Origin of the sequence: Pseudomonas sp. B26(2017), from assembly GCF_002113045.1 — a bacterium.
In the GTDB taxonomy this organism is placed as follows: Bacteria; Pseudomonadota; Gammaproteobacteria; order Pseudomonadales; family Pseudomonadaceae; genus Aquipseudomonas.
In genome coordinates this window covers 18,464-31,007 of sequence record NZ_NEJJ01000010.1, presented here as the reverse complement: position 1 = coordinate 31,007, position 12,544 = coordinate 18,464, and the positions used below count along the sequence as shown (strand labels likewise).

12 protein-coding genes are annotated in these 12,544 nt (G+C 64.1%); all 12 read right to left on the bottom strand.

The window, feature by feature from the left end; genetic code table 11:
* The 12 genes from CAF79_RS16045 to CAF79_RS15990 all read right to left on the bottom strand — a co-directional run bounded on the left by CAF79_RS16045 (window position 1) and on the right by CAF79_RS15990 (window position 12,542).
* Entirely contained in the window at window positions 1-1,848 is a 1,848-nt protein-coding gene (locus tag CAF79_RS16045) for a secretin N-terminal domain-containing protein (RefSeq protein ID WP_085698592.1), read from the bottom strand.
* Window positions 1,845-2,363 carry a hypothetical protein gene (locus CAF79_RS16040; RefSeq protein WP_085698591.1) on the bottom strand — a complete coding sequence of 173 codons (519 nt, stop codon included), beginning with the start codon at window positions 2,361-2,363 and terminating at the stop codon, window positions 1,845-1,847. Before CAF79_RS16040 ends, CAF79_RS16045 begins: the two co-directional genes overlap by 4 nt.
* Complete coding sequence (locus CAF79_RS16035; protein ID WP_085698590.1) at window positions 2,363-2,911, bottom strand: GspMb/PilO family protein; 549 nt, start codon at window positions 2,909-2,911, stop codon at window positions 2,363-2,365. The genes CAF79_RS16040 and CAF79_RS16035 overlap by 1 nt, the downstream gene beginning before the upstream one ends.
* Entirely contained in the window at window positions 2,898-3,443 is a 546-nt protein-coding gene (locus tag CAF79_RS16030; protein ID WP_085698589.1) for a PilN domain-containing protein, read from the bottom strand. Before CAF79_RS16030 ends, CAF79_RS16035 begins: the two co-directional genes overlap by 14 nt.
* Window position 3,444: 1 nt before the next feature.
* Window positions 3,445-4,248, bottom strand: a complete 804-nt coding sequence (locus CAF79_RS16025) for a hypothetical protein (protein ID WP_085698588.1) — start codon at window positions 4,246-4,248, stop codon at window positions 3,445-3,447.
* The gene (locus tag CAF79_RS16020; protein ID WP_085698587.1) at window positions 4,229-5,950 is read right to left on the bottom strand and encodes a GspE/PulE family protein; all 1,722 of its coding nucleotides are present in this window, start codon (window positions 5,948-5,950) and stop codon (window positions 4,229-4,231) included. The genes CAF79_RS16025 and CAF79_RS16020 overlap by 20 nt, the downstream gene beginning before the upstream one ends.
* Window positions 5,951-6,033: 83 nt before the next feature.
* Window positions 6,034-6,567, bottom strand: a complete 534-nt coding sequence (locus CAF79_RS16015; protein ID WP_085698586.1) for a response regulator — start codon at window positions 6,565-6,567, stop codon at window positions 6,034-6,036.
* Window positions 6,568-6,803: 236 nt separating this feature from the next.
* A complete protein-coding gene (locus CAF79_RS16010) occupies window positions 6,804-7,757 on the bottom strand; it encodes a peptidylprolyl isomerase (RefSeq protein WP_085698585.1) in 954 nt (317 codons plus the stop codon).
* A gap of 15 nt (window positions 7,758-7,772) precedes the next feature.
* Complete coding sequence (locus tag CAF79_RS16005; RefSeq protein ID WP_085698584.1) at window positions 7,773-9,323, bottom strand: ABC transporter substrate-binding protein; 1,551 nt, start codon at window positions 9,321-9,323, stop codon at window positions 7,773-7,775.
* Window positions 9,324-9,332: 9 nt separating this feature from the next.
* The gene (locus CAF79_RS16000; RefSeq protein ID WP_085698583.1) at window positions 9,333-9,959 is read right to left on the bottom strand and encodes an SCO family protein; all 627 of its coding nucleotides are present in this window, start codon (window positions 9,957-9,959) and stop codon (window positions 9,333-9,335) included.
* Complete coding sequence (locus tag CAF79_RS15995) at window positions 9,956-10,606, bottom strand: SCO family protein (RefSeq protein WP_085698582.1); 651 nt, start codon at window positions 10,604-10,606, stop codon at window positions 9,956-9,958. Before CAF79_RS15995 ends, CAF79_RS16000 begins: the two co-directional genes overlap by 4 nt.
* A gap of 13 nt (window positions 10,607-10,619) precedes the next feature.
* Window positions 10,620-12,542: a YncE family protein gene (locus CAF79_RS15990; protein WP_085698581.1), complete on the bottom strand. Its 1,923-nt coding sequence runs from the start codon at window positions 12,540-12,542 to the stop codon at window positions 10,620-10,622.
* Window positions 12,543-12,544 lie beyond the last annotated feature (2 nt).

Below are 12,544 nucleotides of genomic sequence, written 5' to 3'. Positions count from 1 at the left end.
TCAAGGCTTCTCGACGGTCACGTGAGTGGTTGCCACGGCCGCTTCACCGACTGCACGAGGCTGCGCGGCAGGCGCTGGCATGGTGTAGTTCTGCGAACGGTCCGGCGCCTGAATGTGCATGCTGGTTTCGGTACCGGTCGGGAATTCCATGTCCGACGGGCTCTGGTACGGCAGGTTGCGCACGATCCGTGGGGTGATCGAGAGCACCAGTTCCGATTTGCCGATGGTGTCCTTGTTGCTGCCGAACAGCCGGCCCAGACCGGGAATGTCGCCGAGGCCCGGAATCTTGTTGCCGGTGGCGCCGTGGTCGTTGCGCATCAGGCCGGCGAGGATCTGGGTTTCGCCGTCATGCAGACGCAGCGAGGTCTGGGCGTTGCGGGTATCGACCTGCACCGGAATCGTCCCCTGGCGAGTCGGTTCCAGCGGTGTGGCGTTACTCACTTCCAGAGCAATCTTGATCGCCACTTCGTTGTTCAGGTGCACGGTCGGCTGCACTTCGAGCTTCAGGCCGACGTCGAGGTAGGTCACGCTTTCGGTGATCACCGGGCCTTGAGTCGAAGGCACCGAGGTGGCGCTGATGATCGGCACCCGCTGACCGATATGGATGCGCGCCTGTTCGCGGTTGCTGACGCGGATCACCGGGCTGGCCAGGGTGTTGATGTCGTTGTCCTGCGCATTGATCTTGGCTTGCGGCGACGGCGAGATCGAAATCCGGCTGGAGTTAATGCCCTTCAGTTGATCGAGAATGGTCACCGCCGAACCGTCGCTGTTGACCACCCCGAAGGTGTTCGGCCATTGCAGGCCGAGGTCGAGAATGCGCTGGGTGGCGACTTCCATCACTTCCACTTCCAGCACCACTTCGGGGTTGGACTGGTCTTGCGATTGCAGGAGTTTCTCGGCCATGCGCACCGCGTCTTCGGTGTCACGCATGGTCAGGGTGTTGAGGCGTTCGTCGACGAACACGTCGCGGGTCTTGAGCATGGTTTTGATCATGTTCAGCGCGGTGTTGGCGTCGATGCTGGTCAGGTAGAAGGTGCGCATCACCAGCTCTTGATAGTCCTTCAGCTTCTGCGGCGAGTCCGGAAAGATCAGCAAGGTGTTTTCGTTCACCACTTTCTGGTGCAACTGGTTCTGTTGCAGCAGCAGTTGCACGGCGTCTTCGATGCGCACGTCACGCACGAAGATCGTGGCTTTCATGTCCGGGCGCAGGTCCTTGTCGAAGATGAAGTTCAGGCCGGCGACCTGCGACAGCACTTCGAAAATGGTCTTGAGGTTGGCGTCGCGAAATTCCAGGGTTACGGGGCGGTCGAGCCGGGTGCGCAGTTGCGGGTACTGGACCACGTTGCGGCTCTGCACCAGACGAATATTGCCTTGCAGCTCCAGCGCGCCTTCGTTGGTCGGGTCGAGTTCGAGTACCTGTTTCACCTGGCGGTCGGCGCCGTAAATGTCACCCCGGCGCAGGTCGCCACGGGCCAGTTCGATCTTTTCGTCCATGCTGCGCAAGTATTCGAGCTGACGCAGCGCGTCCTGGGCGCGGCGGTTGTTGGGCTCGATGGTCAGCACGCGGTTGTAGGCGGTACGCGCCGAAGCGAAATCGCGGCGGGCGCGGTCGGTGTCGCCGGAGGTCAACAGCGCAGTGATTGCCTTGGCCCGGCCGCTGTTGAGCAGCAGGTGCAGCTCGGTGTCGCGCGGATTTTCCCGCAAGCCTTCCTCGATCCGGGCCAGGCCCGCCTCGTACTGCCCCTGATCGATCAGGTCGGCGGCTTCCTTGTTGGCGACCTGCGCGGAACTGCACGCGGCCAGCCCGGCACACAGGCCCAGGCTCATCAGCAAACGGGATCTGTTCATTGCGTACTCCCCACAGACAAGGTCTGCGACAAATGCAAAGGCAGGTAGACCAGGCTCAGCTCCAGATCGGAAATCGCCGCAATCTTCCAGGTGTCGTCGATCACATCCCCGCTGCGCACGACGTAGATTTTCTCGCCGTCCTGCAAAAACACCTGCAGGTCGCTGCGGTCATGCAGCCTGCCGACGAACTGGAACGGCACCGGTGGCAGGCTCGGGGCTTGCACCACCGGGGTCGGGTTGATCGCTTGTTCGGTGACCGTCGCCAAAGTCGGCGCGGCCTTCCAGGATTTGCTCGCAAACAGATCGCCGGCCGGGCTCAGGTCCTTGATCGGCGCCGCATTCGCCTTGGCGCTGCTGGCGGGCAAGGCGCCACGGGCAGTGGTTTTCGCCGGGCTGGCCACGGCAACCTCGGTCGAATCCGCCTCGTCGCTCGGCGAGAAATATTCCGGCAACCAGGCCAGCGCCGCCGCCACGCCGAAGAACGCCACCCAGCCGGTTATGCGTTTGCTGTCCATCACGACCTCGACAGATAGAGGGTCATACGGATCCGGCCGCTGAGGTCGGTGTCGGCGATTTTCTTGCGCTGAAACTCGACGTCCTCCACCACCACCGCCGGCAACTGGCCGAGCAAGGCATGCAGGAAGCGGCGCAGTTGCGGGTAGCTGCCGCGCACCGGCAACAGGATCTGGTAGCGCGCCAGATGCGTCTTGGGATCGACGCCGAGGGCGTATTCGCCGCGCGCCAGGGTGATGTGTTCCTGCGCGGCCAGGGCGTAGATGCGGTCGATGGCGACTGTGGCTTGCGGCTGGGCCGGCAGTTTGTTGCGAAAATCGTCGAGCTGACGTTGCGGCACCACGGGCGGCGCGATGCTGCCGTCCTCGACCCTGGCCAGGTATTCGCTGGCCTCTTGGGTTTGCTGGCTGAGCTGTTGCAGCGATTGCCAGCCCGGCAGCAAACCGCCGAGTGCCCAGGCAACCGTGACCAGCAGCAGCGCCAGTCCGGCCAGGCCTGGAACACCGAGACCTTGCAGGTACTCGTGAACGATCAGTCTAGGGATTCGCATCGCCCATCTCCCAGGTCGCCGACAGGTTGAATTGCACCGGTTGCTCCGGCGATTTGACGACGATTTCGTGGCTCAGCAGCGACACGTCGGACAGCTCGTCACTGGCTTCCAGCCGTTTGTGAAAATCCAGCATCGCTTGCAGATCCCGCGCCTCGGCGCTGATCCGCACCTGGCCCTTGCGTGCATCCGGAGTCAGGGTCAGCAAGGCGATGTCGTCGCGCGGCATGGCTTCGAGCATGGCGAACAGGCGCTCCCAGGGGCGGCGCAGTTGCTGCGAGACCTTGCGCATTTCGGCGAGGTTCTGCGCCTGCTCGCGGGTTTCTGCCGGGCTCAGCGTGGTCTTGGCGCCGCTGTCGCCGGTGAGCTGGCGCTGGGTGTGCTGCAAGTGACCTTGCTGTTGTTCGGCCTGATCGTCGAGGTGCTGCTGCACGCCGAAGCACGCCAGCGCAAGGAATACGCCGCCACCGAACAGGCTCCAGCCCAACGGGCCGGAACGCGGACGAGGCTGGAAGTCGAGGTTCAAGGCGCGCATGTCAGGCCACCGCCCGGGACATGACGTACAAGGCGTCACGCACGGTCATCGATTCGTCTTCGAGGGTGCGCAGGTGCACCCCCGCCACATCCGGTTGCGCATCGAGGCGTGCCGGGGCGTGCAGGTAAACGTTGAAGGCGCGCTCGCTGGTGGAAGCTTGCAGTTGCCGTTCGCGACCGATCAGCGCGCTGAGTGCCGCGTCGCTGTCGCTGCCGCCCACCGAGCGCACCGACGACCAGCGCCCTTCCCTTGCCAGCAGCAACACGCTGCGTTGCGGTTCGGCGACGATGAACAGGAAGTCGCCGGCGTCGAGGCTTTTGTCGAAGCGGTTGAACGCAGTCATCAGGTACGGCTGCACCGAGCGCAGACGCAGGCCGCGACCCGTGACCAGCGTGCGCAGGCGTTCCAGCAAATCCTGCGGCAAGGCGCTGGCGATCCGGTCATGCCCGGCCGGCTCGGCCGACAGCACCAGACTCCACGGTTGGGTCGGTGCGCCGAACAGGTCTTCGAAGCACAACCGGGCGAAGCCGCGCAGTTCTTCAGGGCTGCTGATCTGTTCGCTCCAGGGCACCAGGCAAAAGCGGCTGAAATGGCCGGAGATCACCACGCTCAGCTCGGCACCGGCGCGGGTGTGTTCGCCGAGCAGACGGTCGAGGGTGTCCAGCGCCACCGCGTAGCTCTGGAAGCCTTCGTCGATGTAGCCGACGCTGCCCAGCCACAGGGTGTCGCTGCCCCGGCGCTGGCCGAGGCCGACACCGCTGGCGCCGAGCACGGCGATAAACTGATCACGCGATAAAAGTGACACGATTGATCTCCTCCAGCGTGGTCCGACCGTGCTCCACCAGCTCCAGCGCCGATTCGCGCAACAGGCGCAAACCACGGGCGCAGGCCAGGGCTTTGATCTGGGTGATGGGTTGGCGCTCGACGATCATCTGCCGCAGTTCGTCGTCCAGATGCAGCAGCTCGGCAATCGCCGTCCGACCGCGATAGCCGCTGCCGCGGCAGTGGCCGCAGCCTTTGCCGTGGACGAAGTGGTAGTGATCGACTCGCTGTGGATCGAGGCCCGAGGCACGCAGTTCTTCATCGCTCGGGTTGACCGGAGTGCTGCAACTGCTGCACACCAGCCGGATCAGGCGCTGGGCGAGAATCGCGTTGAGCGCCGACACCAGACTGTAGGGGTCGATTTCCATCTGGGTAAAACGACCGATCACGTCGAACACGTTGTTGGCGTGAATGGTGGTGAACACCAGGTGCCCGGTGAGTGCCGATTGCACGGCGATCTGCGCGGTGTCCGGGTCGCGGATCTCGCCGACCATGATCTTGTCCGGGTCGTGACGCAGGATCGAGCGCAGGCCACGGGCGAAGGTCAGGCCCTTCTTCTCGTTGACCGGAATTTGCAACACCCCCGGCAGCTGATATTCCACCGGGTCTTCGATGGTGATGATCTTGTCCACACCGTGGTTGATCTCGGTGATCATCGCGTACAGCGTGGTGGTCTTGCCGCTGCCGGTGGGGCCGGTCACCAGCACCATGCCGTAGGGTTCGGCAGCCAGACGGCGCAATTGACGCAGGGTTTCGTCTTCAAAGCCCAGCGCCTGAAGTTGTACGCCGCAGACCTTGTCGGCCAGGTCCTGTTTGTCCAGCACCCGCAGCACCGCGTCTTCGCCGAAGATGCTCGGCATGATCGACACCCGGAAGTCGATCTGCCGGCCGCTGATGCCGATCTTGAAGCGACCGTCCTGGGGCACGCGTTTTTCGCCGATGTCCAGTTCGGCCATGACCTTGACCCGCGAGATCACCTGCTCGGCGAACTCGCTGCCCTGGATCTTGCCGATGTTGTTCAGCACGCCGTCGATCCGGTACTTGATCACCAGGCCATGGCCGGTGGTGCCGAGGTGGATGTCGCTGGCGTGCATTTTCAGCGCGTCGTACAGGGTCGAGTTGACCAGTTTCACCACCACGCTCGAGTCTTCGCTGATGCTGGTCAGCGACAGGCTTTGCAGGGTGTCGGTCTCGCTGCCGGCATCGGCCTGGGCGTTGAGCGATTCGACGGCGTGGAAGCTTTCTTCGTGGCGGGCCAGATAGGCCTTGAGGTCGTCGGCGTGCACCAGGTACAGCGGCGCGCCGTGCAGGCATTCGTCGATCCAGGCCAGGCGCGACGTGTCGAAGGGGTCGGCGAACACGCCGATGACTTCGTCGTTGTGGCGCAGCAGGATGAATTCACGTTTGAGGCATTGCGCGAGGGTGACCCGGTCGAACACCGGGGTCGCCAGAAACAGCGTGTCGGTGTCGAGCACCGGGTAATGCAGGGTGGCGCCAAGGCTGGCAATGAACGGCATCGGCGCCAGCTCACAGAGCACGGCCAGCGCATCGAGCACCCGTTCCCCGGAAGTGCTGGCCCGTGCCCGGGCCTGGGCCAGTTGCTCACTGGAAAAGCGGGGCGGGGTCTGTGCCTCCTGTGGAGGAGTGACCGACAGCGGTTCGACGACAACGGACAGACGATCCATGGCTTGCTCTCCAACACCCGGGGCTTGAGGCCCTGACGGCGCGGGAGGCGGGTTCGGCGAGTGCCGGAACGTCTATCGCGCCATTACTCCCCGGTGAGCATTTGATCGTCGTCCGGTGCCATGGCCTCCGACCGGTTTCGTCGGCGGTCCGCCAGCACCCAACTGCCATCGTACAACTGCAACGGGAAGCTCTCGGTCCTGCTCTGGCGTCGTTCGACGAAGCCTTCGGATGGGCTCGCACCGGGTTTCTCTTCGCGCTGGATCCCCAGAAGGTCACAGACAGCTCGGGCCAGTTCCGCCAGTGGAAACGGTTTGAACAGGATGTGACTGACCCCCAGTTGCCGCGCCCGCTCACAGACTTCAGCGGTCGGGTGACCCGTTATCAGCACGAAATGACACGTCCTGTTCTGGCGGACCGCGTCGAGCACCTCGAACCCTTCCATATCGGGCAAGCGGTAATCGAACACCAGCACGTCGGGGGCGAAAGTCTCGGCCAGGCCGATTCCCTCTGCGCCGTCATGTGCAATCCGGACTTCCAGCCCTTGCGCCGACAGATAATCCTGAAGGTTCTGTGCAAGCAGCTGTTCGTCTTCGACAACCAGTACTTTGTTAACCAAGGTGGACTCCCTGAAACCTCAAGTGCCGGCAATTGAAATTCAATGACCCGAACCTGCTGGAGTGCGCCTCACAAGAGGTAACGCACACTTCATGCCAGGCTGAGTGCCGGTAATTTTTTGTCTTCATGTCCTTGAATTGAATGGAAATGCCCGCTCGTCCCGGTACCCCGTTCCCCAGAAACGGGGAAGCACCTGAATGGGCATCGAAGCCATTCCCCACTTTTGGGGGGGAACCTTCAGTCGTCGTCAATTCGTTCGATCCTGTTCTCTGCCCGCAACTGCGCGAGCACCTGACGACGAGCCTGGGTCTGTTGCTGTCGGGCGAGGTACGCCCTGACTGTTTCCAGCCCTTGCTCCTCTGGGACATCGGCCGCCTCCTTGTGGTTCTCGACAAAGATCAAATGCCAGCCGAACGGTGTACGCACCGCCTCGCTGACTTCGCCAGGCTTGAGGGCAAACGCCGCCGTTTCGAAGGCCGGCACCATTTGCCCACGGGCGAAATACCCCAGGTCCCCGCCCTGGCGGGCGGTGACATCTTCCGATCCCGATTGGGCGACGCTAGCAAAGGTTTGCCCCTCAGCGATAGCCGCCCGCATTTGCATCAAGCGTAGCCGCGCCGCTTCAACCGTGGCGGCGTCGGCATCGCCGGCAACCTTGATCAGAATGTGCCGGGCCTGCACCTGCTCCGGCGCGCCCATTTCAGCGCGGTGTTCTTCAAAGAAAGCCCGCACCGTTTGCTCGTCCGGGGCCTGGACCCGGGTCAGCTCGGCGAACATCCGCTGCGCCGCCAGTTCGCGGTGGGTGTACTCGGTGAACGAGGTCTCGTCGAAACCGGCGTCTTGCAAACGCTGGAGGAATTTATCGGTGCCACCGATCGCGGTACGGGTCTGCTCGACCTGATCGCGCACCGTTTGCTCATCGATCCTGACCCCGCGCTTGCGCGATTCCTGCCAGAGCAGTTCCTTGTCGATCAACGCATCCAGCGCGGCCTGCCGCAGTTGTTTATAGGCCTTCGGGTTGCGGATGCTCGCCACCGCGCGGCCTTGATCTTCCAGGTACTCGGCGAAATAGCGTTCCAGGCGAAACCCGGAAATCGCCTCGCCGTTGACCCGGGCGGCCACCGGTTCATCGTTCGCCAGCGCCACCGACAACCAGCCTGTCAGCAGCAAACACAGGGTTTTGAGCTTCATGATCAGGGCCTCCGGTCAGGGCGTGGCAATAATCGGTTTGTAGGGAGCGACCAGGTAAAAACGCTGGTCGGGCAAGTCAACGGTGACCACGTGCGCCCCGCTCAGGCCCGATCGTCGGCCGGGGCCGAAGCTCAGGCGCGGGGTCAGGCCGGTGTCGAAGTCGTGCAGGCCTTCGAGCGCCGCCACCAGTTTTTCGCGGCTGGCGTCGCGGCCGGCTTGCTTCATGCCTTCGCTGAACAACAGCATCGAGGCGTAAGCGCCGACTTGCAGCACCGCGTGCTGGGCGCCGAGGCCCTGATGTTCGCGCAACAGCGTCAGCGCCATGCGCCCGGCCTGGGTCCAGTCGCTGGGCACGAACGGATACGCCAGAAACACTCGCCGGGAAAATCCCTCCGGCACTTGCAGCAGATCCCCCGCCACCTGGCTCGATGCGGCAAACAGATAAGGCACCTGCCCGGCATTCTGCAATCCGGTCGCCAGCCGACTGAAACCACCACCGCTGCCCAGGTAAAACACCGAGCGTGAGCCCAGCGGCAAGCTGTCCGCCGCCGGGTCGTAAGCCTGCAGATGGACTTTTTGCCAGCCGTGTTCCTGCAGATAACGACCGAGGGTCTGTGCCGCCAGCACTTGCGCCGGATCATCGGGATAGGCAATCAGCGTCGGCCCTTGCAGCACTCGCAGGCTGGCGGTGGCGTAGTCGGCCAGCGCGATCAGCTGCTCGCGCAATCCCGGCAGCGGTTCGAAAATCTGCGGGCTGGCCTGCACCGGACCGAGCAGCGACATGGCCCCGATCAACGGCACGCCGGACTGTTCCAGGCGCGGCGCCAGTTCGCTGTCCAGTGCCGGGGCCAGCGGTGCGATCAGGGCGAAAACTTTCTCCTCCTCGATCAGCCGTTGCAGGGCCCGTTCAGCACTCGCGCGATCCGGGCCGGGATCGGCCACGGTCAGGCGCAACTGCCGGCCGTGAATCCCGCCGGCCTGATTGATCCGCGCCACGCTGCCGTTGAGCACCGCCGCGATGGTTGCGCCCTCCTCGGCCAGCGGCCCCTGGCTGGGCAGCAAGGTGCCCAGGTGCAAGGTCTGGTCATCAAGCCCCGGATCGCGGTCATCGGCCAGGCGTTTGAGGTACGCGGTGAGGTTGCGCTGATCCTTCATCGACAGCAGAAAGCGCGGCATGCTCGGGTCGAGGCGATTGTTGCCGGGGTCGCGGCCCTGCTGGATCACCTGCGCCAGACTGCTCTCGGTGTAAGCCGGGTAATGGCGGCCATTGATTTGCTGCTGACCGTGGACGCTGGTCAGCCGCGACCAGTTGAGTTCCGGCGGACGCACCCCGCCTTCGGGCCGACCGAGACCGTCGGCGCCGTGGCAGTTGGCGCACGGCAGGCTGGTGGCCGGCAGCAACACATCCGCCGCGCCGACCCGCGCCATGATCGGTTCGCCGCTGGCGGACAAACCTTCGCGGTACAGGCGCTTGCCGGCGCTTTCTTCATCGGTCAGCGGCAACGCGGCCGCGCCGAGGCTGACGCCAGCGAGCAGGATCAGGGCGAGGACGCGGCCGAGGTTCATGGCGCGGACTCAGCGGCCGGCCACGGGCATTGTCAGCAGCTGCAAGCGCTGGGCAATGGCGGCGGCCGGGGCGTCGGGACGGATTTTGCTCCAGCGTTTGTTGGCGACATCGCCGACGATCAACTGGGTCGAGTGCTGCTCGGGCGTCGGCACGATCTGCCCGATGCGGCCCAGCACCAGGTCCATCTGCGCCTTGTCGCCGGTGAGGAAAAGCCAGTGAGGGTCATCGGCACCCTGCTTCAAGGTGTAAGCCTTGAGCACCGCCGGCGTGTCGCGCAGCGGATCACTGGTAAGGGAAATGAAGGTGATGCCGTCGGCCTTGTCGCCCAGCAGCTCGCGGACTTCCTTGAGCTTGCGGGTGATCAGCGGGCAGGCGTCATTGCAACGGGTGAAGATCACGTTGAGCAGCACCACGCGGTTGTGCAGCGCGTCGCTGTAGAAACGCTGGACGTCACCGTTCTGATCCAGCAGCGGCGTGTCGGTGAACCAGGTTTTCGCGTCGTGGGTGCCTTTGGCCGGTGCCGGCGCAGCGCTGGCCGTTGTCGGTGCAGGTTGTTCGTGGCCTTCGTGGGCCAGGGCCATGGCGCTGAAAATCCAGAAACACAGCGTCAGGGTGATCCAGTCCAGGGTTCTCATGGTTGTTGCTCCATGGCAATCGCGGTGTGTTTGGCGTGGGTGCGCAGGCCGCTGAGTTTCTCGACTTCCCTGGCCAGCAATACCGGGTCGGTGAAACCGTAATAGCGCGTCCAGTGGCGGCTGTTGCCGTCACCGACGAGGATCAGCGGCTGGTGATTCTTGAAGTCGCCGCTGAAACTGCCGAGGCCCTTGAGGGTGGCGGTGATCGATTGCGGCGAACCGGTGAGCCAGCTCCAGCCCGGGCCTTTCTGGAAGGTGCGGGCGTAATCCTGCAAACGTTTCGGGTCATCGCGCTGCGGGTCGATGCTGATCGACACCAGTTGCACTTCGGTGCCGACCCGGGCACCGAGCTGTTTCTGCACCTTGCCCATGATCGACGAGACCACCGGGCACACCGTCGTGCAGCTGGTGTAGATGAAACTCATGACGACAATCTTGTTGTGCACCAGATCCTGCTCCAGGTGCACGGTCTTGCCGTTCTGGTCGAGCAGCGGCACGTCGGCGAATTTGACCTGGGCGTGCTGCTGGCTGTTGGCGGCTGGGGCCGTGTGCCCGGCATGCTCGTCCGCCGAGTGGGCGCTGGCCTGCTGGATACCGACGGTCAACAGGCACAGGGTCAGCAGGCCACGGGATGCAAATCGGTTCATGGTCGTTACCTCGTCACTGGGTCTGGCCGGGCAGCACCCGGACACTGGCAAATGTCTTGTCGTCGAAACCGGCGCCCAGCGAGGCCGCGCGCACATGCAGGTACCAGGCGCCGCTGCGGTCGAGGGTCACCGGCGCTTCGTACACGCCGTCGGCGACTTCCTGTGCCGCCACTTCGCGGGGGCGCGAGGTCGGCGCGAGGAAGTAGCGCAACTGCACGTCGGTCACGCCGCTGCGCTGGATCTTCTGTTTGCCCTGGACGATGCGAAAACGCACCACGTACGGGTCGTTGAGGGCCACGGCGGTCTTGTCCAGCAGGAACTCGACTTTGGGCAGGCCCAGATGTTTTTCAGGCGCGCCGTCGGACGCTATCTGCGCGGTGAAGCAATGAATGATGTTTGGCTGGTTAAGCAGGAACGCCACGTCGAAGCGCCCCGCCGCCGGCAGCTTGACCCGTGCGCTGTAGAGCCCCGGCGACACCTCGCGCAGGCTGCGGTCGATCACCAGCGCGGCACGGGCGATCTGACCCCGGTTGGGGTAACCGGACATCGGCGCGTTCATGCCTTCGGCGTAGAAATAGGTGGTGTTGTCCACCGGGTTGACCACGAACACCGCGTTGTCATCGCGCGATACCGCGAGGCTCGACGCCAGCGGCAGATCCCCGGCCAGCCGTGGCGGCTGCGGCCCGGCTTCAAAACCTTGAGTAATCGGCTGACGCCCGTCGCCCAGCGAAGACAGGTTGATCATGGTGACTTTCGGCGAGGCCAGTCCGCGCACGTAGGCATAGGCCTGGGTGAACACCACTTGATAGGGTTCGGCTGAAACCTCCAGGTCATGGATCGCCGAATCGTTGGCCGCGTCGATCACCGTGGCGCGGTTCTCCACCGTGTTCAGCACCACGCCAAAACGGCCGTCGGCGCTGAAACCCATCGGGCCGAGGCCCTGTTGCAGCTTGATTACCCGCCGCACGGCGCGGCTGTTGCTGTCGATCACGGTGACGGTGCCGTCCTTGCCATCGGCCACGTACACCGCGCCGGACAGCGGCGAGTACGCCACCGACAGCGGGCTGGAGCCGGTTTGCACCTGTTGCAGCAGGCTCAGGCTGGCGATGTCGATGACGCTGAGGGTGCCGTCGTCGCGGTTGCTGACGAAGGCGAAACGGCTGTCCTTGCTGAAGGTGATTTCGTGGTGGCCGCGACCGGTCGCCAGGTGTTTCAGCGGTTTGAGGCTCTGGGTGTCGATCACCGTGACGCCTGACGCTTCAGCCTTGCTCGCGTTGTTGCCGACCCACAGCAGGCGCTCGTCCGGTTGCAGCGCGACTCGCACTGGCTGGCTGCCGGCGGCCACCGAGTCGATGACCTTGAACTGCTCGCTGTCGATCACCGCCACTTCTCCCGCCGCCGGCATCGACACGAAGACCTTTTTGTTGTCCTTGGGCGTGACCCAATCCATCGGCGATTGCTTGAGTTCGATCCGCGCGAGCGTGCTGGTGATGCCGCCGACCGAGACAGAGGGATCGACCACCGAAACGCTGGCATCGCGGTTCATCACCAACAGGAAATAGCTGTTGAGATCGAGCAATGGCCGCGCGCCGATGTTGGATTTGAGGAACGTGCCGACCCGCGACTTGCAGCTCTGATCGCGGCCCTGGGCCTGATCGGCGGCAACGGTTTGCGGATCGATCCACGCCCCCGGCGCCACACCGGACAACGGCTGGCCGGACGCGCCGTCGGTGACGCGAAACTGCACGTCGGCGAACTCGCCCTCACGCAACTGGCCGTCGCTGGCCAGCGGCTTCAGGTTGAAGGCGATCGATACGCCGTCGCGGGTCAGCACCTGCCCGGCGCCGGTTTGCGCCAGGGCTATCTCGCTCAGCGTCAGCAGCGCGCCGGCCATCGCCAGCAGGCAGATGCCGATAATGTTGATGATCCTGTTCATGT